General features: G+C 58.5%; 23 protein-coding genes. 14 read left to right on the top strand and 9 right to left on the bottom strand.

The annotated features are described in order from the left end of the window. Positions 1-51: 51 nt before the first annotated feature. On the top strand, positions 52-714 hold the full coding sequence (gene yrfG / locus AB9N64_RS19110; protein WP_014716484.1) for a GMP/IMP nucleotidase: 663 nt from the start codon (positions 52-54) through the stop codon (positions 712-714). Positions 715-761: 47 nt separating this feature from the next. Here yrfG and lysM read toward each other — a convergent pair whose 3' ends face one another. Next, a complete protein-coding gene (gene lysM / locus AB9N64_RS19105) occupies positions 762-1,202 on the bottom strand; it encodes a peptidoglycan-binding protein LysM (protein ID WP_003187704.1) in 441 nt (146 codons plus the stop codon). Between the two features lie 242 nt (positions 1,203-1,444). On the opposite strand from lysM, the gene fdhD reads away from it, so the two are divergent. The 3 genes from fdhD to AB9N64_RS19090 all read left to right on the top strand — a co-directional run bounded on the left by fdhD (position 1,445) and on the right by AB9N64_RS19090 (position 5,460). Beyond that, positions 1,445-2,284 carry a formate dehydrogenase accessory sulfurtransferase FdhD gene (gene fdhD, locus AB9N64_RS19100; RefSeq protein WP_003187702.1) on the top strand — a complete coding sequence of 280 codons (840 nt, stop codon included), beginning with the start codon at positions 1,445-1,447 and terminating at the stop codon, positions 2,282-2,284. Next, entirely contained in the window at positions 2,281-4,629 is a 2,349-nt protein-coding gene (locus AB9N64_RS19095; protein WP_014716483.1) for an FdhF/YdeP family oxidoreductase, read from the top strand. The genes fdhD and AB9N64_RS19095 overlap by 4 nt, the downstream gene beginning before the upstream one ends. A gap of 348 nt (positions 4,630-4,977) precedes the next feature. Beyond that, positions 4,978-5,460 carry a glycine zipper domain-containing protein gene (locus AB9N64_RS19090; RefSeq protein ID WP_034125502.1) on the top strand — a complete coding sequence of 161 codons (483 nt, stop codon included), beginning with the start codon at positions 4,978-4,980 and terminating at the stop codon, positions 5,458-5,460. Between the two features lie 147 nt (positions 5,461-5,607). Here AB9N64_RS19090 and AB9N64_RS19085 read toward each other — a convergent pair whose 3' ends face one another. From AB9N64_RS19085 to AB9N64_RS19075, 3 genes are all read right to left on the bottom strand, one after another. After that, positions 5,608-6,039, bottom strand: a complete 432-nt coding sequence (locus tag AB9N64_RS19085; protein ID WP_003187697.1) for a thioesterase family protein — start codon at positions 6,037-6,039, stop codon at positions 5,608-5,610. A gap of 12 nt (positions 6,040-6,051) precedes the next feature. Then, positions 6,052-7,989, bottom strand: coding sequence for an ATP-dependent DNA helicase RecQ (locus AB9N64_RS19080; RefSeq protein WP_014716481.1), 1,938 nt, complete (start codon positions 7,987-7,989; stop codon positions 6,052-6,054). 225 nt (positions 7,990-8,214) lie between these two features. Continuing rightward, entirely contained in the window at positions 8,215-9,390 is a 1,176-nt protein-coding gene (locus tag AB9N64_RS19075; RefSeq protein ID WP_371359609.1) for a tetratricopeptide repeat protein, read from the bottom strand. 175 nt (positions 9,391-9,565) lie between these two features. Between AB9N64_RS19075 and AB9N64_RS19070 the strand changes: the two genes are divergently transcribed. From AB9N64_RS19070 to AB9N64_RS19045, 6 genes are all read left to right on the top strand, one after another. After that, positions 9,566-9,736, top strand: coding sequence for a YhfG family protein (locus AB9N64_RS19070; protein ID WP_087149535.1), 171 nt, complete (start codon positions 9,566-9,568; stop codon positions 9,734-9,736). Then, entirely contained in the window at positions 9,736-10,335 is a 600-nt protein-coding gene (locus AB9N64_RS19065) for a putative adenosine monophosphate-protein transferase Fic (RefSeq protein ID WP_371359608.1), read from the top strand. The genes AB9N64_RS19070 and AB9N64_RS19065 overlap by 1 nt, the downstream gene beginning before the upstream one ends. Positions 10,336-10,635: 300 nt before the next feature. Next, positions 10,636-10,932 carry a hypothetical protein gene (locus tag AB9N64_RS19060; RefSeq protein WP_032901792.1) on the top strand — a complete coding sequence of 99 codons (297 nt, stop codon included), beginning with the start codon at positions 10,636-10,638 and terminating at the stop codon, positions 10,930-10,932. 289 nt (positions 10,933-11,221) lie between these two features. Further along, positions 11,222-11,698: a hypothetical protein gene (locus tag AB9N64_RS19055; RefSeq protein ID WP_032901791.1), complete on the top strand. Its 477-nt coding sequence runs from the start codon at positions 11,222-11,224 to the stop codon at positions 11,696-11,698. A 281-nt stretch (positions 11,699-11,979) separates the two neighbouring features. Then, positions 11,980-12,336, top strand: coding sequence for a DUF1493 family protein (locus AB9N64_RS19050; protein ID WP_032901789.1), 357 nt, complete (start codon positions 11,980-11,982; stop codon positions 12,334-12,336). Between the two features lie 191 nt (positions 12,337-12,527). Continuing rightward, positions 12,528-13,391: an EamA family transporter gene (locus tag AB9N64_RS19045; protein WP_336826709.1), complete on the top strand. Its 864-nt coding sequence runs from the start codon at positions 12,528-12,530 to the stop codon at positions 13,389-13,391. 57 nt (positions 13,392-13,448) lie between these two features. Here the strand turns inward: AB9N64_RS19045 and AB9N64_RS19040 are convergent, their stop codons facing one another. Both AB9N64_RS19040 and hslO read right to left on the bottom strand, forming a co-directional pair. Then, positions 13,449-14,990 (bottom strand): phosphoenolpyruvate carboxykinase, encoded by a 1,542-nt coding sequence (locus tag AB9N64_RS19040; RefSeq protein WP_005783824.1) that lies wholly within the window; start codon positions 14,988-14,990, stop codon positions 13,449-13,451. A 179-nt stretch (positions 14,991-15,169) separates the two neighbouring features. After that, positions 15,170-16,072, bottom strand: a complete 903-nt coding sequence (hslO, locus tag AB9N64_RS19035) for an Hsp33 family molecular chaperone HslO (RefSeq protein ID WP_014716476.1) — start codon at positions 16,070-16,072, stop codon at positions 15,170-15,172. A gap of 124 nt (positions 16,073-16,196) precedes the next feature. Here hslO and AB9N64_RS19030 point away from each other — a divergent pair, with 124 nt between their 5' ends. Continuing rightward, positions 16,197-17,000: a phosphatase PAP2 family protein gene (locus AB9N64_RS19030; protein ID WP_014716475.1), complete on the top strand. Its 804-nt coding sequence runs from the start codon at positions 16,197-16,199 to the stop codon at positions 16,998-17,000. A 136-nt stretch (positions 17,001-17,136) separates the two neighbouring features. On the opposite strand, the gene AB9N64_RS19025 is transcribed toward AB9N64_RS19030, so the two are convergent. Next, complete coding sequence (locus AB9N64_RS19025) at positions 17,137-17,544, bottom strand: RNA-binding S4 domain-containing protein (protein ID WP_003236026.1); 408 nt, start codon at positions 17,542-17,544, stop codon at positions 17,137-17,139. Positions 17,545-17,660: 116 nt separating this feature from the next. Between AB9N64_RS19025 and AB9N64_RS19020 the strand changes: the two genes are divergently transcribed. From AB9N64_RS19020 to rimK, 3 genes are all read left to right on the top strand, one after another. Further along, entirely contained in the window at positions 17,661-18,440 is a 780-nt protein-coding gene (locus AB9N64_RS19020) for an EAL domain-containing protein (protein ID WP_014716474.1), read from the top strand. 73 nt (positions 18,441-18,513) lie between these two features. Then, positions 18,514-18,936, top strand: coding sequence for an ATP-dependent zinc protease (locus tag AB9N64_RS19015; RefSeq protein WP_230957596.1), 423 nt, complete (start codon positions 18,514-18,516; stop codon positions 18,934-18,936). After that, entirely contained in the window at positions 18,933-19,838 is a 906-nt protein-coding gene (gene rimK / locus AB9N64_RS19010) for a 30S ribosomal protein S6--L-glutamate ligase (protein WP_003187674.1), read from the top strand. Before AB9N64_RS19015 ends, rimK begins: the two co-directional genes overlap by 4 nt. 141 nt (positions 19,839-19,979) lie before the next feature. Here the strand turns inward: rimK and AB9N64_RS19005 are convergent, their stop codons facing one another. Both AB9N64_RS19005 and ompR read right to left on the bottom strand, forming a co-directional pair. Beyond that, the gene (locus AB9N64_RS19005; RefSeq protein WP_014716473.1) at positions 19,980-21,293 is read right to left on the bottom strand and encodes an ATP-binding protein; all 1,314 of its coding nucleotides are present in this window, start codon (positions 21,291-21,293) and stop codon (positions 19,980-19,982) included. Between the two features lie 117 nt (positions 21,294-21,410). Next, the gene (ompR, locus tag AB9N64_RS19000; RefSeq protein ID WP_003187669.1) at positions 21,411-22,151 is read right to left on the bottom strand and encodes a two-component system response regulator OmpR; all 741 of its coding nucleotides are present in this window, start codon (positions 22,149-22,151) and stop codon (positions 21,411-21,413) included. Positions 22,152-22,323: the final 172 nt, after the last annotated feature.

The raw sequence follows: 22,323 nt of genomic DNA, 5'->3' as shown, positions 1-22,323 counted from the left end.
GGCTTTTCCGATTGTCTGTGTCGGATATCTTTACTTACGTGAGACCCCACCATGCCCTCTTTGCCCTGGCACGCCATCGATACCGTCCTGCTGGACATGGACGGCACCCTACTCGACCTGCATTACGACAACCACTTCTGGATGGAGCACCTGCCCCAGCGCTACGCCGAACTGCACGGTGTGAGCCAGGCCATGGCGGAGATGGAGCTGCAACCGCTGTTTGAGCGTAACGCCGGACAGTTGCAATGGTATTGCCTGGATTTCTGGAGCGCCGAGCTCAAGATCCCGGTGCGCGAACTCAAGCTGGAAACCGCCCACCTGATCGCCCTGCGTCCGGATGCCGATACGTTCCTGGCGGCGATCAAACAGGCCGGCAAGCGCGTGATCATGATCACCAACGCTCATCGTGATTCGCTGTCATTGAAGTTGGAACGCATTGAACTGGCGCCGTATTTCGAGCGTTTGATCAGCTCTCACGACTACGGTTTTCCCAAGGAAAACCCGCAATTCTGGCAAGCCTTGCAAGCGGATATCCACTTTGACCCGGCCCGTAGCCTGTTTATAGATGACACTTTGCCGATCTTGCGCAGCGCCCGGGATTTCGGGGTCGGTCATTTGCTGGCAGTGAAAGAGCCTGATAGCAAGAAAGGACCAAAGGACACCGCAGAATTTTTAGCAGTGGGGGATTATCGAGATCTCATTGCCGGACTTTGATCAAGTGTGGGAGGGAGCACGCCCCTTCCCACATTTTGCCCTGCGTATTACTCAGGGATGCGCAGTGTCTGGCCCGGGTAGATCTTGTCCGGGTGCGACAGCAGCGGCTTGTTAGCCTCGAAAATCTTGTTGTACTGGTTGGCATTACCGTACACCGCCAGGGAAATCGCGCTGAGGGTATCGCCCTTTTTCACTACGACGAAGCGAGCAGCGGTAACCGCAGGGCCAGTAACAGTGATCTGGTCATCCACACTTGCCACGCCGGCAATGTTACCCAGCGCCAACAGGATCTTCTCTTTCTCTTCCTGCGTGGCCACTTCACCGGTCACCGTGACCTTGTCGCCATCCACCGTGGTCTGCACGTTTGGATTACCCAGGCCCACCTTGCTCACATGCTCCTTCAACTGCTCACTCGCGTTCGCATTACCCGGCGTCAACAGGTCGACAATCTTTTCGCCGGCTTCTTTGATAAAGCTAAAAATACTCATGGTGCGCTCTCCTTGGGATTTAATTTCCAGATGCCCAAGACTAGACCAGTCCTGCCGACTTGGGTTCCAGACTGGCTAAAGACTCAAAAGTATCCAACTCACCCCTGCCTGGAATAAGCCCGACGCAAACGCCGGTGAACCTTGATCGACGCCCTCTATCAATAGATCAATACTGGCGATTAGACGTGACCCTTTGTCGCGCCTAGTCTAAACACTGATCAATCCGCCGGTGGTACTGCCCCATGAACGCCAAGCGCCCTCACTGCGCGGCGCCCGCTCTCGAATCGACCGCGCCCGTCGCTAGCCAGAGCTATCACTATTGCAATCTTGAACACACGGAAGTCGCCAGCACTGCGCTGGCCGAAGAAGTGGCGTTGGCGATTGCCTACAACGATATCAGCCAGGCGGTGATGCTGGTGACGCCTACGGACCTGGAAGACTTCATTGTAGGTTTCAGCCTCGGCAGCGGCATTATCACCGACGTTAACGACATTTATGACCTGAAAATCAGCGGTTCAGGCGCAGCCCAGTACGCTCAGGTACAGGTTTCCAGCCGTGCGTTCTGGAACCTCAAGCAGCAACGCCGCCAATTGGCAGGCACCAGCGGCTGCGGTCTATGTGGCGTTGAAGCGGTAGAACAAGCATTGCCCGACCTTCAGGTACTGCCCGGCGCACCCTTGCCGCCCGCGCAGTGGCTCGATGGCCTGCGCCAGCGTATCAGCGCATTCCAACCCTTGGGCCAGCACAGCGGCGCCGTGCATGCGGCGGTATTTATGAACAGCCAGGGTGAATTGCTGATGGGTCGCGAAGACATCGGCCGGCATAACGCCCTGGATAAGTTGATTGGTGCGTTGATCCGCCAAAAGATTCCGACCGACGGCGGCCTCGCGATTGTTACCAGCCGCTGCAGCCTCGAATTGATTCAGAAAGTCTTGCGCGCGGGCATCCAGACCCTGGTCAGCCTGTCGTCGCCTACCGGCCTGGCCTTGCAATGGGCGCGCCGGCACAACCTCAACCTCATCCACCTGCCGCAAAAAAGCGCGCCACGGGTCTATAGCCCTGCGATGGAGCACCAGCCATGAGCCTTCACCACCAAGCCGACCAGACCCCAACCCCACGCTACAAGCCCTATAAAGGCCCAGCCGGTGGCTGGGGCGCTCTGATCAGTGTGGCGCAAGCCTGGCTGACCAGTGACAACGCCCTGAAAAACCTGCGCATGATGCTCAAGACCAATCAGAACGGCGGCTTCGACTGCCCGGGCTGCGCCTGGGGCGACTCGCCGGAAAGCGGCATGGTCAAGTTCTGCGAAAACGGCGCCAAGGCGGTCAACTGGGAAGCCACCAAGCGCCGCGTCGATGCGGCCTTCTTCGCCAAGCACAGCGTCACAGCGTTGCTGGAGCAAAGCGACTATTGGCTGGAGTACCAGGGCCGCCTGACGGAGCCAATGCGCTATGACGCCGAGACCGATCGCTACCTGCCCATCAGTTGGGATGCCGCGTTCGACCTGATCGGCAAGCACCTCAACGCGCTGCCCAGCCCGAACATGGCCGAGTTCTACACCTCGGGCCGCGCCAGCAACGAAGCCGCCTACCTGTACCAGTTGTTCGTACGCGCCTTTGGCACCAACAACTTCCCGGACTGCTCGAACATGTGCCACGAAGCCAGCGGCGTAGCCCTGGCGCAGAGTGTCGGCGTGGGCAAAGGTACCGTAACCTTTGATGACTTCGAACATGCCGATGCCATTTTCGTCTGGGGCCAGAACCCCGGCACCAACCACCCACGCATGCTTGAGCCGCTGCGCGAAGCGGTGAAACGCGGCGCTCAGGTGGTGTGTATCAACCCGCTGAAAGAGCGCGGCCTGGAGCGCTTCCAGCACCCGCAACATCCGCTGGAAATGCTCACCAACGGCGACAAGCCGACCAACACCGCCTACTTCCGCCCGGCGCTGGGTGGCGATATGGCTATCTTGCGTGGCATGGCCAAGTTCTTGCTGCTGTGGGAACGCCAAGCCCTGGCCGAAGGCAAGGAAGCGGTGTTCGACCACGACTTCCTCAATGAGCACACTGCCAACGTCCTGGAATACCTGGGTCAGATCGACGACACCTCGTGGGAGGAGATCGTCGAGCAGTCCGGCCTGACCCTGGTGGAGATCGAGCAAGCGGCACGCATGTACGCCAAAGGCAAGAATGTAATCATGTGCTGGGCGATGGGGATTACCCAGCACCGCCACTCGGTGCCGACCATCCAGGAAATCGCCAACCTGATGCTGCTGCGCGGCAATATCGGCCGCCCAGGTGCCGGGCTGTGCCCGGTGCGTGGCCACAGTAACGTACAGGGCGACCGCACCATGGGCATCAACGAACGCCCACCGGTGGCGTTTCTGGACGCGCTGGAGCGTCGTTTCCAGTTCCAGGTGCCTCGCGACAATGGCCATAACGTGGTGGAAGCGATTCACGCCATGCTTGAAGGCCGCTCCAAAGTCTTTATCGGCCTGGGCGGCAACTTTGCCCAAGCCACGCCAGACAGCACGCGTACCTTTGAAGCGCTGCGAAATTGCGACCTGACCGTGCAGATCAGCACCAAGCTCAACCGCAGCCACCTGATGCACGGTAAAGATGCGTTGATCCTGCCGTGCCTGGGCCGCACCGACATAGACATCCAGGCCGACGGCCCGCAAGCGGTGACGGTGGAAGACTCGTTCAGCATGGTCCACGGCTCCAACGGCCAACTGCAACCGCTGTCGAAACTGATGAAGTCCGAGCCGGCGATCCTGGCGGGCATTGCTGCCGCTACCCTGGGCAGCAAGCCCGTGGATTGGAACTGGCTGGTGGCCGACTACGGGCGCATCCGCGACCTGATCGCCGACACCATCCCAGGCTTCAAGGACTTCAACGAAAAGATCAAACATCCAGGCGGCTTCTATCTGGGCAACTCCGCCGGCGCACGCCGCTGGAACACCCCCTCAGGTCGCGCCAACTTCCGCCCCAACATCTTGCCCAAAGACCTGATCCATGAGCGCACCCACGCCACGGGCCGAGTGCCGGACCTGATCATGCAGTCGATGCGCTCCCATGATCAGTACAACACCACCATCTATGGCCTGGACGACCGTTATCGCGGAGTCAAAGGCCAACGTGACGTGCTGTTCGTCAACGAAGCCGACATCATCCGCCTGGGCTTCAAGCCGGGGCAGAAGGCAGACATCGTGTCGCTGTGGGAAGACGGTCGTGAGCGCCGCGTGAAGGGTTTTACGCTGCTGGCATTTGATATTCCGGCGGGGCAGGCGGCGGCTTACTACCCCGAAGTGAACCCGTTGGTGCCGTTGGAAAGCACTGGCGACGGTAGCCATACGCCAACGTCCAAGTTTGTTGCGATTCGCTTGGAAGCGGCGAGTGACAGTGGGTTGATCATGGCGCGCTCGGCCTGACTCGATCCGAGATATGTGTTGCTTGAACTAACGCTTTCGCGGGCAAGCCCGCTCCCACACTGGGATGGGTTCACCATTGAGACTGTGTGGACCGATCTGATGTGGAAGCGGGCTTGCCCGCGAAGAGGCCAGCACAAGCACCACACATTCGACAGGCACAAAAAAGGCCGCTTTTGCATAAAAGCGGCCGTTCCGAAGTAGCTAAAGACCCGTAAAAACGACTTAAGTTCCCCATACAAAACAGTAACTTAGCAAATTGTATACAACCTCTGCCGCCGGTCGGATTTCGATTGTCAGCGCCTCGATACAACCTCAGGATCGCGCCGTCATCCCTTGAGGTTTCCCTGAATGAAGTTCTCCTCGATTCTCTTGTTGTCCCTTGGCCTGGTCAGTGGCGCAGCCATGGCAGGCGGCACCACCGAAGCCGGTGTAGGCGGCGCATTGGGTGGGGTTCTAGGTTCCGTTGTCGGCCAGCAGCTGGGCGGCAACACCGGTTCGACCATCGGCGCGGCCCTCGGCGGCGCAGGCGGTAGTGCAGTCGGCGCCGACAAACGTAGCCGTGGCGAAGCCGCCATTGGTGGCGCACTGGGCGCAGCCGGCGGTAACGTCGTAGGGCGCAGCGTTGGCGGCAGCACCGGCGCACTGATCGGCTCCGCAGCCGGCGGTGGCGCGGGCGGCGCGCTAGGCAACTACATGGGTAACGAAAGTGATCGCGACAGCCGCCATTACCGCGATCGCGACCGTGACGATCGTCGCTACTACCGCGATGGCCACCCAGGTCGCGGCCATGCCTATGGGCATCGCAAGAACAAGCACCGTTATCGCGACTGATAAACCCGCGCTCTGACGAACACATCCGATGTGGGAGCCGGGCTTGCCCGCGATAGCAGTGAATCAGGTTTTAGACGTACTGCCTGATACTGCGCCATCGCGGGCAAGCCCGGCTCCTACATTTGGGATGCTTTGCTTATAGGTGCGTCAAACCAGCAGCCGCTGCATCGCTTCGCGCAACATTCCCGGAATCGGCACTGGCTGGTTCGAGGCTCGGTCCACAAACACATGGACAAAGCGCCCCGCCGCACACGCCTCCTGCTCGCCCGCCTTGAATACTGCCAGCTCATACTGCACCGAACTATTGCCCAGCTTGCCTACCCGCAGGCCGATTTCAATGCGCTCGGGAAAAGCAATCGAGGCGAAGTAATCGCAGGCCGAACTCACCACAAACCCCACCACCTCACCGTCATGAATATCCAGCCCGCCCTGTTCGATCAGGTAGGTATTAACGGCTGTGTCGAAGAAGCTGTAGTAGGTGACGTTATTCACATGGCCGTAGGCATCGTTGTCGTGCCAACGCGTGGTGATCGGTTGGAAGTGGCGGTAGTCGTCGCGCACAGGCGTTGAGTCAGGCATCGGCAAGTCTCATCAAAGTTGATCCAATTGAGCATGGGCCCAGTCGCGCACCTCGGCGTAGGGGTAGTCTTCCAGCGCCGCAAAACCGGGAATGCCCCGCGCCTTCAACTTGGTAAACAACGGTACGCTGATACCGCCAAGGAAACGCGTCAAACGCTCCGCATTCGGCAAGTGCCCCGTGTGCTCATGATGCCTGTGGATAAAATCACCGCACAGCCCCATGAAGTTTTTATCCACAAGCGGCGGCAGGCTCGGCGGCGCCGGCAGATGGGCGACCTGGCCGTGGCATACCGAACAATGCCCGCAACGCTGGGGTGCATTATCATCACCAAAGTAGTGCGCCAGACGCTGCCCCAGGCAGTGGTCGGTGGCGAACAGGTCGAGCATGGCGTGAATCCGCGCGACCTCCGTCACCTCATGCTGCTTGAAGCCTGTGTATAACTCGGCGCTTAACGCGTGCGGGTCGAAATGGGTGTCGAGCAAACTGTAGACCTCAGTCATCTGCTTGCTTTCGAGCTCGATCAGGCCCTGCTCCTGAAAATAATCCAGTGCCTTCACCACCCGGCTACGCTCGGCATTGTGCTGTTGATAAAGCGCATCGAAATCGACCGTCGCCCAGGTTTTAGCGCGCTTGCACACCTGGATGATCGCCGCGACAAACTGCTGCCGCTCGCCGGAAAAACGCGCCAGCAAGGCTTCGGGTTCGATCAGGTATTTGAAACGGTATTCCGCATAAAACGCATAGCGCGGCGCGATCACGCCCTTGAGCTCCAACTGCACCAAGAGCGTCTTGAGCGGCAGCTCGCGAATATTGCTGTGGTCCGACAGCGACCTGAGCAGGAACTCCCACTGCCCTTCACTACGCGCGGACTGCAACTCCTCCAATACGCGAAAAATGCCGTCCTGCTCCGGCGTATCACCGTACACGAAGTTTTCCAGCACATTGAGGCTGTCGCGGTTGGCCAACACCAGGCAATCCGACGGCTGCCCGTCACGCCCTGCGCGGCCGATTTCCTGGCTGTAGTTCTCGATGGACTTGGGCAGGTCGAAGTGCACGACATTGCGGATGTCACTCTTGTCGATGCCCATGCCAAACGCGATAGTTGCGACAATGCAATTGGAACGCCCGCCCATGAAACGCTGCTGGATACCTTCGCGTTTTTCATGGGGCAGCCCCGCGTGATAAGCCTCGGCCTGAATACCGTGGCGGTTCAGATGCTCGGCAATCTGCTCGGCGGTTTTCTGCAAGGTGACGTAGACGATACTCGGCTGGTTGGCCCGCGCTTTCATCCACTCCACCAGCCTGCGGCGTTTGTCATGGCCGCTGACGGGTTCCACCAGCAGGTTGAGGTTGGGCCGATAGAAGCCCGTGGTCACTACATCTTCGGCAGCAATGGCGAACTTGGCCTGCATGTCAGCGATCACCTTGGGCGTGGCCGTTGCCGTCAGCAACAGCGCCTGAGGGATGTTGAACTGGCGCTGGTAGTCCGGCAGCTTCAAATAATCCGGACGGAAGTTGTGGCCCCATTCGGAGATACAGTGCGCCTCGTCTACCACCAGCAACGAGATCTGCACGCTGTTCAGGAAATTACGGAAACGCTCGTTCTTCAAACGCTCCACGGAAATCATCAGAATCTTGAGCTCGCCCGACCGCGCACGGGCCATTACATCATTGGCCTCATCACGGCTCTGGGCCGAGTCGATACTGCCCGCCGAAATGCCATGGCGCTGCAGGAAACCCAATTGGTCCTGCATCAACGCCAGCAAAGGCGACACCACCAACGTCAGGTGCGGCAGCAACACGGCCGACAACTGGTAACACAAGGATTTGCCCGAGCCCGTAGGGAAAATGGCGGCGGCAGATCGCCCAGCCAGCACGGCGCTGACCGTCTCTTCCTGGCCCAAGCGAAAGTGTGGGTAACCAAAGACCTGCTGGAGGGTGTCGTGCATAAGGCTGTCACTCCATTGACCGCTGAGTTGGCTCAAAAACATAGCCCGGGAATCCCAGCGAATCGAGAAAGGTCGCAAGGAAAAAAGAGACAGGATGATACACAGAGGGAGGGAGGGCTCAGGGCCGAAGTGGGACTTTTCTGAGAACGTAACAGGAAGCAGCAGATTAAAAATGTGGGAGCTGGCAAGCCCTCCCCCACATTTCACAACCGAGCTACAGCTGAATCAGCGGTTCTGCACTCGCTCGATCGCCGTGTCATACACCGGGTTGGCCTTTTGCTCCTTGGCCAACTGGTAATGACGCAACGCATCCGGGAACTGGCCGGCCGCTTCGTAGATGCGTGCAATGTTGTAGTAGGCACCGGCACGCACGGTCGCGGCATTGGTACCGGTCGCCAGGGCGATAGCCTTGCGGTTGGCCCAGATCGACTCCGCAGTATTGCCGGCTTTCTGATACGCCAGGCCAAGGTTGCCGTAAGCCTTGCCGAAGCTGTTATCCAGCTCGATGGCTTGACGGAAGAAGTCGATGGCCTGGTCCAGGTTACCGGCCTGGTAGGCCGCTTCGCCCTTGAGGTTCAGCTTCTTCGCATCGGCCTGTACCGACGAGCTCACTGTCACGGCGGTGACGGCCACGCTGTCGTCCAGCAAAGGCTTGACCTCGTTGAGTACATCTTCGGCGCCAACTCTCACGCCGGTGAAGGTGTTGATGTCCTGGAAGTCGCCACTGCCGGTCATGCGGAACACGGTCCACAGGTTGCCCGTGCGGTTCTGCGGCACATAGTAAGTGCGTACCAGGGATTGCCCCATGTACACGAACACCTTGGCCTCACTGTTGGACAATTCGCTGGAAGTGGGAGAGCCGCTGTTGGAATAGTCGTGCACGGCATAGACGTAGCTTTCGCCGTAATGCTTTTTCTGCAGGGTGATGGTCTCCGGGCCATAGCTATCGGTGTCATCCACGTCCAGTTCGGCGTCGGTGCCCTTTTTATTGTTGAAGAAGATGTTATTGCCGGGGAAAATCATATGGGAGTCGAGGTCGCGCGGAGCCTTGCCCCAGGTCAACACCACACGCAGGCCGTCGAGATTTTCCATCACCGGGCTGATGGCATAGGTCATGCCTTTGCACGGGCACTTCACCACCAGGTTGGAATAGCCAGGCTTCTTGATGATCAGCAGGTTGCTGGCATCGTCAGCCGCTTCACTGGTCAGCGTTACCTGGCCTTGCGCGTTGGTACGGCCCACCACGTTCTGCGCGCCATTACGTTGCAGCAGCACTTCGGCATCGGCGATTTTCTGGTCCTTGACCACCGCGCTGAGCACTTCAATCGGCAACTGCTCGGCCTGGGCAGAAAACGCCACCGCACACAAAGACATCGCCGAGGCGACACGAAGCAAACCCATGCTTAACTCCCTTTAAGTAGTGGGCGGAATCGCCCTGCAAGATTTTGCGGTGAAACATACGCTGAAATGAGCTCGCTGGCAGATTTTTTATACAAGTTGTGACGGGCGTTTTATCCCGCCTACCGAGCTACGCATTGCGCTACAATCAAGCCTTGCTTTCCAAGAGGACGCAGCGATGAGCGAACTGACGTTTGAGCAAAAACAGGATCACTATCACAAGATCCGGCGTTCCAATTACTTGGCCAGTCTGCGCCTGGAAGGGTTCGATACCCAACCGACCGACGTCGACAAACCCCTGCCGACACGCGAAGCCGTCCTTGCCAAGTACCGCAACACCTCTAGCTGATGCTCGACAAATACGGGGTGGGCCAGGACCCATACTGCTACCCCGGTAGCAGCACTCTGCGCAACCGCCTCGATTTGCTCGATGAAGCACGCCTGCACCAGGCCGAGCGGGAATTATCCGAAATCGCCGTAGGCAACCTTCCACTCTTTCCGCCACCCTACGACCTTGATCGCCTGCAACACATTCACCGCGTCCTGTTCGGTGACATTTATGACTGGGCCGGCGAACTGCGCAGCGTCAACATCCAGAAAGGCGACACGCTGTTTTGCACCCCGGAGCGTATTCCACCAGAAGCGGCAAAAATCGTCCGGCATATGCAAGACGCCAATTGGTATGTCGGTGCGACTCAGGCTGACCTTGTGCGTCAAATCGCTGAAGCTTATGGCGACCTGAACGTCATTCATCCCTTCCGCGAGGGAAATGGACGGGCGCAGCGGATCCTGTTTGAGCAGATCATCGTAAACGCGGGGTTTTCGGTGAATTGGTGGTTGGTGAAACACGCGGCGTGGATACCGGCAAATATTGATGCGGTGGCGTGTGACTATCGGGGATTGGAAGCGATTTTTGAGCGGTGTATCGGTAGGCCTCTGAGTGCTTGATCGAACTTCGAACGACTAAACTATCTGTTTATTGCTCGAGAACAAACTCACTTTTAAGGTTCGGCTCGTCGCTGCCAATTCAGCGACCGGGTTTGGTCACCTGAAAACAGCACACATAAGTGCCATTACTTGCCTTGCGAGCGTCTATCGTCTCGTAACGCACTGCTATGGCGGCTGTGTGTGGGACGTCTTCGGACGTGTCGGATTGCTGTTTCCGGCTGGCCAACCCGCGCACAGTCCGCCACCCACCGTTTGGCCACGGTGATGTCGGTTACCTAACAGCAAACCGAGTACGTTCAAATGCAAATACCTGAAACGAGGGACCGCTATCGTCAGTTACGCACCAACTTCACCGATACCCACCCTCTTGTCATAGACACCGCAGCCAAAGCTGAAGATATCCAATCGGCCGCCCACCAGCGTATCCGCGCTGCCAGCGACTTATTGGAAACCTTCTCCTGCCTGACCTTCGACCACGCCGACCTCAAAGACATTTCCCACATCATTAATGCGCTGTACCTGCTCGTTCAGGACGGCTGTGATTTGTTGGAAGCCGCGCAACACGTTCAGCTGCAACCTGAACAAGCGCAAGTCTAAGCAACACCTGTGTAGGAGCGAGCTTGCTCGCGAAAATCGCCAACGATGACGCGGTAAATCAGAAAAAACGCGGCGCCCCTGAGTTTTTCGCGAGCAAGCTCGCTCCTACAACTGATCAGCTTTACCTATTACATCGTTGCAAGCCATAAATGCCGGAGGCTTTTGTAAGACACCGCCAAACGTCACGCCATCCGTTTCCCAAACTGCTTCAAATACCCGCTCAACCCTCTATACGAGTTACGCGTAGCCGACTGAACATAACCTCCTATCAACTGTCTCGGAAAAAACCGTGAACATCGAAAGGACTCAATATATCGGCCACTATGGCATCACTTTCACGGTAATTCGACTCACCGTGATGCCAAACAATCAACAAGAGCTAGCCACACTTTGCTTGCTGGAAGTAAAAGCTTCAGCGATAGAGGTCCGCTTGCGGCTTCAGAAGTTGTACGAAAAGATGCTCGCCCGAGATCTACCCTGCGTCATGACAGTGGCCGTCTCAAAGCCACTGACCAGGAAGCAGGCAGATAGCTTGAACAATCGGAACAACCTCATAAAAGAAATCATTTCTGGCGCAGTTGCAGCCCCTGTCGGGATCATATCCAGCAAAGCAGAATCGATAGTCGAGAACGCTATCAGCGATTTGATTTCTCGCAGGATCCGCAACTTTCACAGCGCAGACATCGTCATTGGCCTGGATGCTCAGGTCAGCGGTGGCATAGGCCCGCAGCGCTCAAGCGTCTCAATGCATGTGTACTCCAGATGAACTTTAGTCAATGGCTTTACCTACAAACAGCGCTATTATTCGCTCTCCATCTGCTGCTGTATTACAAAATCACTGACTGCACGTTAAGAACGCGTTTCGCCGTTACCTTCATCGTAACGGGACTGCTTCTGTTGTTCTGGCTACCCTACATTGCCATTGTCCTGAACATTCAACTTCTTCCCCTGGCCTTGTTCTTGATAGGCTTGGCTCTCTTCGTCACGCGAAACAAATACCGCCTGCAACGTAAAAGGCCCCCTCACCCACTCCTACGCACCCCCACTATGAACCTGGCCCCCAACTTCCCCGAAGATCCAGTCATGCAGCAGCTCCTGCAATTGCTGCATGAAGAAATCGGCTTGCCAAAACACAAGACCATCGGCCTGCACACCTCACTGAACTTCGACCTCGGGTGCGATGGCGCTGAGGCCAAGCAATTCATGGAGGCGCTTGAACAGGATTTCGGGGTCGACCTGGGCGACTACGACGCTTATCGTTACTTCCAGCCGCCGGTGTTCGACGTGTTCCTGAAGCGTCGCGCCAAGGGCCGTGGTGACAAGATCCCGCTGACCATCGGCATGCTCTACCTGGCGATCAAGACCCACCGCTGGGACACGCAGATGCTGGAAAACCTGAGCTGATTCCAATGAAGGTTTTTTTGTAGGAGCGAGCTTGCTCGCGAAAAACTCACAGGCGCCGCGTTCATTCAGCAAGCACGCGTTATCGTTGACGTTTTTCGCGAGCAAGCTCGCTCCTACAGTATTAGGGCAAGCCCGCTCCCACAGTGGATCTGCGCTCATCTGACGAGCCGTATAAATAACAAGGACCTTACATGGACGTGACAATGGGCCTGCTGGCCGCTCTGCTCTGGGGTGGCACGGACTTTCTGGTGGGCCTCAACGCCCGAGCCGTTGGCGTAAAACGCGCGGTGTATTTCGGCCAAGCCCTCGGTTTTTTGATCATGACCCTCCTGCTGGTCATTTTCCCGGCCTTCCTTTTCAAATCCCTTGATGCGCCGTTAAGCGTTTGGCTCCTAGGCGTCGCCGCCGCTCTGCTGACGGTGTCCGGCGCCCTTGCGCTGTCCAAAGCCTTTGCCTTGGGCAAAGCGGCCATCGTCGCGCCATTGGTGACGTCCTATGGGGTCGTGACCACCTTGCTGTCCTGGGCCAGCGGTGAACACATCAGCCTGATACAACTGGGCTGCATCGCCCTGTGCGTGATCGGCGTTGTGCTGTCCAGCGTTCACAAGGACAACGGTACGCCTCACAACAACCCGCGCCTGTCCATTGCCTACGCCATGTTCGCCGCAACCTTGTACGGCACCAGTTTCTGGCTGCAAGGCCGCTACACACTGCCAGCGCTGGGGCCAATCACCATGTTGTGGCTGGGTTACCTGGTAGGCCTGTGCGTGCTGGTGGTGATGGTGCTGAAAATCAGGGATGGCCTGAAGATCCCGCCGCTGAAAAACTGCGCGACGTTGACCGGGGCGAGCTTGATGAACCTCGGCGGTTTCTCGGCGTTTTCGTGGGGCGCAATGGCCGGCTCGGTGTCGGTGGTGACGGTGATCAGTACGCTCTCTGGAGGGATCGCGGCGATCCTGGGGTTTGTATTTTTCAAGGAGCGGTTGTCAGCGGTGCAGGTGGCAGGTGTCGTCCTGGTGCTGGTCGGTGCAGTGGTACTGCATATCGCCGGCTAACGTCGCGCACAAAAAAGCCGCCTACTTAAGAGGCGGCTTTTTTACAACCAGCGAATCTTACAACTTAGGACCCGCCGCCTTGATCGCATCGCTGACTTCAAACTTCTTGAAATTCTCGATGAACAGGCCAGCCAGCGCCTTCGCTGCTTCGTCGTAGGCAGCCTTGTCAGCCCAGGTGTTGCGTGGGTTCAACAGGCCGGTTTCAACGCCCGGTACGGCCAATGGCACGTCGAGGTTGATGGTGTCCAGGTGTTCGGTTTGCGCACCGATCAACGCACCGCTCTGGATCGCTGCAATCACGCCGCGAGTGGTCGGGATGTTGAAGCGTTTACCAACGCCGTAGCCGCCGCCGGTCCAGCCGGTGTTGACCAGGTAGACCTTGGAGCCGAAACCACGGATGCGCTTGATCAGAAGCTCTGCGTATTCGCCAGCCGGACGTGGGAAGAACGGCGCGCCGAAGCAGGTGGAGAAGGTCGACTTGATGCCGCTGCCCGAACCCATTTCGGTCGAACCCACCAAAGCGGTGTAGCCGGACAGGAAGTGGTAGGCCGCCTGTTCTTCGCTGAGGATCGACACAGGCGGCAGTACGCCAGTCAGGTCGCAAGTCAGGAAGATCACCGCGTTTGGCTCGCCGCCCAGGTTCTTCTCGGAACGCTTGGCAACGTGCTCCAGCGGGTAGGCGGCACGGCTGTTCTGGGTCAGGCTGACATCGGCGTAGTCGGCGTGCTTGGCCTCGTCGATCACGACGTTTTCCAGCACCGCGCCATGCTTGATGGCTTTCCAGATAACCGGCTCGTTCTTCTCGGACAAGTCGATGCACTTGGCATAGCAACCGCCTTCGATGTTGAACACCACGCCTTCGCCCCAGCCGTGCTCGTCGTCACCGATCAGGTAACGGCTTTCGTCGGCGGACAGAGTGGTCTTGCCAGTGCCGGACAGGCCGAAGAACAGGGTCACATCGCCTGCTTCGCCGATGTTGGCGGCGCAGTGCATCGGCAGCACGTCGGCAGCCGGCAGCAGGAAGTTCTGCACCGAGAACATGGCTTTTTTCATTTCACCGGCGTAACGCATGCCGGCAATCAGTACTTTTTTCTGGGCGAAGTTGAGGATCACGCAACCGTCGGAGTTAGTGCCGTCACGCTCTGGCACGCACTCGAAGTTGGCCACGTTGAGCACTTGCCACTCTTCACGACCGGCCGGGTTGTACTGGGCCGGGTTGATGAACAGGCAACGACCGAACAGGTTCTGCCAGGCAGTCTGGGTGGTCATTTTCACGGCCAGGTAGTGGTCTTCTGCAGCCCCTACGTGAACATGGGAAACGAAATGCTCTTGCGCGTTATTGAACGCCTCGACGCGAGCCCACAGGGCATCGAACTTGTCGGCCGGGAACTTGCGGTTGATCGGGCCCCAGGCGATGGCGTCCTGGGTGGAAGGCTCTTCAACGATGAAACGGTCAACCGGCGAACGACCGGTGCGGTGACCGGTTTCTACGACCAGCGCGCCAGTATCGGCAAGCACGCCTTCACCGCGCTGCAGGGCTTCTTTGACCAGATCGTCAACACTCAGATCGGTGTATACGGCGTTATTGGCTTGCGTCATGAGGTTCCCCGTCGGCCTATGGCCGAGTGCTCCAAACGTTTTGTAGTAGAAAGTTGCGCACTACTACCGCGAAAAAAGTGGGCCGGATTATGCCAGAAAAGCCCAAAAAGAGTAGGGCCCTCCCGTCAGAACACCTCTAATCCGGCGTTTGTCAGGTGATTTACCTGTGCTTAAACGTTTTAGTGGCGGGTGTCGGAAGGGGTGTCGATGCCTGCTCCAGCGAACAATTGCGCTACATCAGCCGCATCGAACAGGTAGCGCTGGTTGCAGAACTGGCAGTCGATCTCGATATGGCCGCCATGTTCCACCACCAGGTTTTGCGCATCTTCCAGGCCCAGGCTGACCAGCGCGTTACCGGAACGCTCGCGCGAGCAACTGCAGCGAAAATGCAGGCCCTGTGCGTCGAACAGGCGCACGGCCTCTTCGTGGTAGAGGCGGTGCAGGATGGTTTCGTTGTCCAGGCCCAGCAGTTCTTCGGCCTTCAAGGTGTCGGCCAAGGCGATGATATGCCGCCAGCTTTCGGCACGATCATCCTCATCCTTGATGCGATCGGCCGGCAGTTGTTGCACCAGCAAACCACGGGCGCGCTTGCCGTCGGCGTTAAGCCAGAACTTGGTGCCCACTTGCTGGGACATAACGAAGTAGTTGGTGAAGCATTCCGACAGGGTCTGACCGTCGAGGTCGACAATACCCTGGTACCGCTGGCCCTCGGTCGGGTCGACAGTCAGTGCCAGGACGCCATTGGGCATCAGGTCGGCCAAGGTGGCATCTGCGGCAATCTGGTCAGGCTCGTAACGGGCCAGACCACGGATCTCGCGCTCGCTCGAGCACTCGATCATCAACATGGGCACTGGCCCTTCGGAACGAGCCTGCAAGATCAGCAAACCGTCGAACTTCATGGTGCCCACCAGCAGCGCCGCAGCGGCCATCAACTCGCCGAGCAATTGCGCGACCGGCTCCGGATAGGCGTGTTTGGCAAGGACTTCGGCATAGCTGAGCTCCAACGAAACCATCTCGCCGCGGGCATCGCTCTCATCGAAGATGAAGCGTTGGGTGAAGTCGGTATCCGGTAGATCAATCATAGGTCTGGGTATCTGAAGTGATGACAAAATGATTACAAGGTTTATAAAATTAAACGCTTTAGCACCATCTTGGTGCGACTTCTCCTGAATTCAAGGAGCTGAATAGAGCGATGAGGGACAGTTTATGAACAATCCGGGTTTGTTCCAAGCCAACTGGAACCTCCGGCGATGGGCTCTTTGCAATCTACTCGCTATCGGGCTGCTGTGTTTTTGGCTGTGGCCCACGGGCCAGATGCTCTGTGTGATTTTCGACGAGTGGCTGTTTCATCTGCTCAATGGCCCATTGGCCACGAACTCGACCTGGTTGCATATATGGGCCGTGGCCAGCCTGCGGCCGTTTGATGCAGTGGTCGGCGTGATTTTGCTGGCACTGCTGATTCGCGGCGACTGGGTGTTCAAGGCCGTGCAGGTGCGCCAGGCGTTTTTTGGCTTCCTCGGCATTCTGCTGCTGTTGCTGTTTGTCCGCATGCTGTTCTCCAAACTCGCGGCGCACATGGGCTGGCAGCACAGTAGCCCGTCGATGGTCATCAGCGGCGCGATTCAAATGAGCGACTTTTTCCCAGGGCTGGAGAAAACCTGGGAATTGAAGGACCGCTCGAGCCAGAGCTTCCCCGGCGACCATGCTTCGGTGCTATTGATCTGGGCGATGTTCATGAACGTGTTCGCCCGGCGCATCGGCCAGGTGCTGGTGATCTGGGGCCTGGCGCTGCTGTTCATGATGCCGCGGCTGGTCGCGGGCGCGCACTGGGGACAGGACGACTACATCGGTGGCGTACTGCTGGCGCTGTTGGCGTTGGGCTGGGGGTATTACACGCCGTTCGCGGCGAAGGTGTCGGGCGCTTTGTTGCGGATGACGGCGCCGCTTTTCGGGCTACTGAGCAAGTTGCCCGTTATTGGGCGGTTGAGTGTCATGCGCACAACTCCGTAACCCCCCAGGGCTAAAAGTGGGAGCGGGCTTGCTCGCGAATGCGGGGTGTCAATCAATGCATCTGTGCCTGACCCACCGTATTCGCGGGCAAGCCCGCTCCCACATTTGATCGAGTGTGCATGGGCGACTCGTGCAATCAATCGTCATTGCCGCTGCCGCGAAATTTGAATAGATCGCGGCGCTGCTTCTTGCTCGGCTTGCCGTCAGTGGTCAGGCCTGAAGCACCTGCTTTGCGCATGGCTGCAGCATTTTCGCGCTTGGCGATGCTGGCTTCGGTCTCGGCATACAGTGCCTGCGCTTCAGGCGCGCCGCGGCGTACGATGGAAAGTGCCTGCACCACGATGGTTTTTTCATCAAACCCTGTACGAATCTGAAACTCGTCGCCGACGCGCGGCTCCTTGCCCGGTTTGCAGCGCTCGCCGCGATGATGCACCTTGCCGCTCTCGATAGCGGCCTTGGCCAGAGCGCGGGTCTTATAGAACCGCGCTGCCCACAACCACTTGTCCAGCCGGACCTTCTCTTCCTCTTCCTGCTTTTGAGCCACTTGAATTCCTCGCTCTGAAAAATGTCGCAACTTTACCGTTGAAACCCTTCGACGCATAAACCCCAAGGCTCACCTAAGATACGCCAGGTAGCACCCTGTTTTCGCGAGGATACGCCGTGACCGACTTTCCCCTTTCCCTCACCTCGCCCAACCAGCGGTGCGTGGGTTGCCAGCAAAGCGAGCCTCTGGGGTTCGATTTTGCGTTCGCCTACCAGCCTATCGTAGACCTGCGTGACCATTCGATCTTCGCCAACGAAGCCTTGGTGCGCGGCCCCCTGGGAGAAGGCGCGCTGTCGGTGCTGGCTCAGGTCAACGAAACCAATCGCTACCGCTTCGACCAGCGTTGCCGGACCAAGGCCATCGCCGGTGCCGCGGCCCTGGGCATGCAGACTCACCTTTCCATCAACTTCATGCCCAATGCGGTATATCGCCCGGAACTGTGTATCCGCAGCACTCTGGAGGCCGCCCGAGCGCACAATTTCCCGCTGGACCGGCTGATTTTCGAGACTCTGGAAAGCGAGCACGTAGATAACTATCGCCATTTGACGAATATTCTGCGTGAATACCGCGAATTCGGCTTCAAGACCGCCATCGACGATTTCGGCGCGGGCTATTCGGGGCTGAACCTGCTGGCCGATTTCCAACCTGACTTGATCAAGCTCGACATGGCGCTGATTCGCGATGTCGACCAGGATCGTGTCCGCCAGGTCATCGTCCGAGGGATTGTCACAATCTGTGAGCAGTTGGGGGTTACTGTCATCGCCGAAGGCATCGAAAGTGCCGGCGAGCGCGACTTCCTGTCCGACTGCGGAATATTTCTGATGCAGGGCTTCTGGTTCGCCAAGCCTGCATTCAAAGCGTTGGCTGAGGTATCTCCTCAAGCCTGGGCGAATTGACCGGTTAACCATATTGAAGACATTTGACCATTTGACCGTTGTGGGTCTGCGTGAGTGGGTGGCACTTCCCGACTTGGGAGTCGCAGGCCTGCGCGCGAAGATCGACACCGGTGCCAGTACCTCAAGCCTGCACGCCACCGATATCGAGCCCTTTGAGCGCGACGGTGAAAAGTGGGTGCGTTTTACCGCGCACCTGGGCAGCGTGGTGCAACTGCGTCACCGGCGCTGTGAAGCGCCCCTGGTGACGATGAAAACCATCAAGAGCTCCAACGGCCATGCGCAGGTGCGCTACGTGATCAGCACCACCCTGGCCCTGGGTGATCGGGTATGGCGGGTGGAGTTCACCCTCGCCTGTCGCAAAGCCATGCGTTACCGCCTGCTGCTGGGCTCCAAGGCGCTGATTGACGGCCAGCTGGTGGTCAATCCGGGCCTCAAGTACGTTCAAGACAAGCCGGTGTTCCCGGTCTCCACTATTTCTGCCCCAGGTGCTGCATGAAGATTGCTGTGCTGTCGCGAAACCCGCGTCTGTATTCTACCCGCCGCCTGGTCGAGGCCGGCACTGAACGTGGCCATGAAATGGTGGTGATCGACACGTTGCGTGCCTACATGAACATTGCCAGCCACAAGCCGCAGATCCACTACCGGGGCAAGCCCCTGGAAGGCTTTGATGCGGTGATCCCGCGTATCGGCGCTTCTGTGACGTTCTATGGCTGCGCGGTATTGCGCCAGTTTGAAATGATGGGGGTGTTTCCGCTGAATGAATCCGTGGCCATTGCACGCTCGCGGGACAAGCTGCGCTCCCTGCAACTGCTGTCGCGCCGGGGCATCGGCCTGCCGGTCACCGGTTTTGCCCACTCCCCGGATGACATTCCCGACCTGATCGAGATGGTCAATGGCGCACCGCTGGTGATCAAGGTGCTGGAAGGCACCCAGGGCATCGGCGTGGTGCTGTGTGAAACAGCAACGGCAGCGGAGTCGGTGATTGAGGCGTTCATGGGCCTCAAGCAGAACATCATGGTGCAGGAATACATCAAGGAAGCTGGCGGCGCGGACATTCGCTGCTTCGTGGTAGGCGACAAGGTGATTGCGGCGATGAAGCGCCAGGCCAAGCCCGGTGAGTTCCGCTCCAACCTTCACCGTGGTGGCAGCGCCAGCCTGATCAAGATCACCCCGGAAGAACGCATGACCGCGCTACGGGCAGCCAAGGTGATGGGGCTGAGCGTGGCGGGTGTGGACATCCTGCGCTCCAACCATGGCCCCTTGGTGATGGAAGTAAACTCATCGCCGGGCCTGGAAGGAATCGAGACCACCACCGGTAAGGATGTGGCAGGGATCATCATTCAGCATCTGGAAAAGAATGGCGGGCCGAATATGACTCGGACCAAGGGAAAGGGCTGACAGCCCTCATTGGTCACACGCCGCCAACCACCTGTGGGAGCTGGCTTGCCTGCGATAGCGATAGCTCAGTCAACAATAATGTTGAATGTGCCGCCCTCATCGCAGGCAAGCCAGCTCCCACATTTGCATTCATATTGCTTGTTAGACGGCGTCTCTAGGCAGCATCAACCCCAACGGCAGCCGCACCCGCGCCTCCAACCCGCCGCCTTCCCGGTTGCGCAACTCAACATTGCCGCCATGCATCGACGCAATCCGCCGCACAATCGCCAACCCCAACCCGGTGCCCTTGCCTCCTCGGGCTCGGTCGCCACGGGTGAAGGGGTTGAAGATACCTTCCAGTTCCGCCGGGTCGATTCCTGTGCCACGGTCCATCACGCTCAGCACCACGTAAGGTGCGGCACTGTCGCCAGAAACGTACGCCGCCACTTCCACATCGGAACCAGCATGGTGCAAGGCGTTGCCAATCAAGTTGTTCAGCAGGCGCTTCATCGACACCCGGCGTAATGCGAACGGCTGGATCGGCTCCAGGCGCGTGCGCACCTGCTCACCGTTCTGGTTATAGGGCGCAACCACCTCACGCACGAGCTCCGTGAGGTCGACCTCCTCGACCACCTCATCCCGCCCGTCGCGGATGAACGCCAGGAACTGGTCCAGGATGGCGTCCATGTCTTCGATGTCGCGCACCATGTCATCGGTGAGGTCGGTATGGTCACCCATCAATTCCAGGGACAAACGCAATCGCGTCAGCGGCGTGCGCAAGTCATGGGACACCCCCGCCAGCATCAACTCGCGTTCGCGCCCGGCCTGTTCGACATCTTCTGCCATCTGGTTGAAGGCGCCGTACACCTCGGTCATCTCACTGGGCGTGTCGCTGACCGGCAAGCGCACACTACGCCCCTGGCCCAGTTGGCGAGCGGCAAACACCAGGCGCTTGAGGGGTTGGTTGAGCTGGCGGACGAAGATCCACGCCGACGCCGTTGAGAGCAAGCCAATGGCCAGGAACCAACCCAACACGTTCCAGATTTTTTGCCCACGCAGCGGGTGCGGATAAAGCGGAACCTTGATCCACGCATCCCCCAGGCTTGGCGCTCGCACCCACAACGCAGGCGAAACATGCATACGAAGCCGCACCTCGGTATCGGCGCCCAATTCGGCCTGCATCTGGCGCTGGTAAATCTCGCTGTAGGGCCAATGTTGCTCGCCTTCAGGCACACCGGCGCCGTCAACTCGAGTGAGGGTCGATGCCTTGGCTACCTTTTCGCGGTTCTCAGGGTCTACCGCCCAATAACCACGCAATGTCAGGGCGACGCCATGGCTGTACTGCCGATCCACCAGCACGTCTTCGTTCATCAGCAGATAAACCAACGTGAGTGCCTTGGAAAACAGAACGACAATAAGCACCAGCCAGAGGGTGCGGGAGAAGAAACTTTGCGGGAACCACAGCGGGGTTTTCATAGATGAAAGCTGCACACCTTGCAGGAACGAGCGGTGCTCGCAGAATTGCAGACGCCGGGCATCCCGTCGACCCTCATGGGGTCAAACGCCAGGATACCCGCCCCTGCAAATCATCGGTCACTTGGTTGCGGTGCCATCCGGCACAAACACATAACCCACACCCCACACCGTCTGGATATACCGCGGCTTGGACGGGTCTGGCTCGATCATCCGGCGCAGTCGGGAAATCTGCACGTCGATGGAGCGCTCCAGTGCGTCCCATTCCCGGCCACGGGCCAGGTTCATCAGTTTGTCACGGGTCAGCGGCTGGCGAGCGTTCATGACCAAGGCCTTGAGCACTGCGAATTCACCCGTGGTGAGCATGTGCACTTCTTCACCGCGCTTGAGCTCACGGGTGGCCAGCGACAGTTCGTAGTCGCCAAAGGTGACGCTTTCGTCTTCGCTGCCCGGTGCGCCCGGTACCGCCGGTGCCTGGCGACGCAATACGGCCTTGACCCGCGCCATCAGCTCATCGGGGTTGAAAGGCTTGGCCAGGTAGTCATCAGCCCCCAGTTCCAGGCCCTTGATACGGCTCAGTTCATCGCCCTTGGCGGTGAGCATGATGATCGGGATCTGGTTGTTAGCACCGCGCAGGCGTTTACAGGCAGTAAGGCCGTCTTCGCCGGGCAGCATCAGGTCGAGTACGACCAGGTTGAAGACTTCACGCCCTAACAGACGATCCATCTGCTCGGTGTTCGGCACCGCCCGGGCACGATAGCCCTTGGAGTTGAAAAAACGCTCCAGCAGGCTGCTCAGCCCCGGATCGTCATCAACGATGAGAATTTTTTCGCCTTCAGCAGTTTGTGCGGTGCTGCTCATTGGATGCTCCTCTTATCTCGGCGCGCATTATGGCGTAGCTGCCGTTATACGCACCGTGTGCATTGTTAGCAGATTTTTCATCTACTGCCAGCGAACCCGCGCCCTACAAGCTGCGGCGCAGTAGCCCCCAAGGGCGGAACGCTGGTTATAATGCGGCGCCTCCGTGCAGGGC

It is taken from the genome of Pseudomonas sp. KT_2_4 (genome assembly GCF_041410225.1).
Lineage (GTDB): Bacteria > Pseudomonadota > Gammaproteobacteria > Pseudomonadales > Pseudomonadaceae > Aquipseudomonas > Aquipseudomonas paracarnis.
The sequence above is the reverse complement of the archived record's forward strand: the minus strand, read 5'-3'. Positions and strand labels throughout refer to the sequence as shown.

Coding starts and splice junctions, on each gene's coding strand:
- ompR (WP_003187669.1), bottom strand. CDS start 22,151: ATGAGCAGCACCGCACAAACTGCTGAAGGCGAAAAAATTCTCATCGTT.
- AB9N64_RS19080 (WP_014716481.1), bottom strand. CDS start 7,989: ATGCACGACACCCTCCAGCAGGTCTTTGGTTACCCACACTTTCGCTTG.
- AB9N64_RS19030 (WP_014716475.1), top strand. CDS start 16,197: ATGAACAATCCGGGTTTGTTCCAAGCCAACTGGAACCTCCGGCGATGG.
- AB9N64_RS19075 (WP_371359609.1), bottom strand. CDS start 9,390: ATGGGTTTGCTTCGTGTCGCCTCGGCGATGTCTTTGTGTGCGGTGGCG.
- AB9N64_RS19065 (WP_371359608.1), top strand. CDS start 9,736: ATGCTCGACAAATACGGGGTGGGCCAGGACCCATACTGCTACCCCGGT.
- AB9N64_RS19060 (WP_032901792.1), top strand. CDS start 10,636: ATGCAAATACCTGAAACGAGGGACCGCTATCGTCAGTTACGCACCAAC.
- fdhD (WP_003187702.1), top strand. CDS start 1,445: ATGAACGCCAAGCGCCCTCACTGCGCGGCGCCCGCTCTCGAATCGACC.
- AB9N64_RS19040 (WP_005783824.1), bottom strand. CDS start 14,990: ATGACGCAAGCCAATAACGCCGTATACACCGATCTGAGTGTTGACGAT.
- AB9N64_RS19070 (WP_087149535.1), top strand. CDS start 9,566: ATGAGCGAACTGACGTTTGAGCAAAAACAGGATCACTATCACAAGATC.
- AB9N64_RS19095 (WP_014716483.1), top strand. CDS start 2,281: ATGAGCCTTCACCACCAAGCCGACCAGACCCCAACCCCACGCTACAAG.
- AB9N64_RS19050 (WP_032901789.1), top strand. CDS start 11,980: ATGAACCTGGCCCCCAACTTCCCCGAAGATCCAGTCATGCAGCAGCTC.
- hslO (WP_014716476.1), bottom strand. CDS start 16,072: ATGATTGATCTACCGGATACCGACTTCACCCAACGCTTCATCTTCGAT.
- lysM (WP_003187704.1), bottom strand. CDS start 1,202: ATGAGTATTTTTAGCTTTATCAAAGAAGCCGGCGAAAAGATTGTCGAC.
- yrfG (WP_014716484.1), top strand. CDS start 52: ATGCCCTCTTTGCCCTGGCACGCCATCGATACCGTCCTGCTGGACATG.
- rimK (WP_003187674.1), top strand. CDS start 18,933: ATGAAGATTGCTGTGCTGTCGCGAAACCCGCGTCTGTATTCTACCCGC.
- AB9N64_RS19085 (WP_003187697.1), bottom strand. CDS start 6,039: ATGCCTGACTCAACGCCTGTGCGCGACGACTACCGCCACTTCCAACCG.
- AB9N64_RS19090 (WP_034125502.1), top strand. CDS start 4,978: ATGAAGTTCTCCTCGATTCTCTTGTTGTCCCTTGGCCTGGTCAGTGGC.
- AB9N64_RS19045 (WP_336826709.1), top strand. CDS start 12,528: ATGGACGTGACAATGGGCCTGCTGGCCGCTCTGCTCTGGGGTGGCACG.
- AB9N64_RS19005 (WP_014716473.1), bottom strand. CDS start 21,293: ATGAAAACCCCGCTGTGGTTCCCGCAAAGTTTCTTCTCCCGCACCCTC.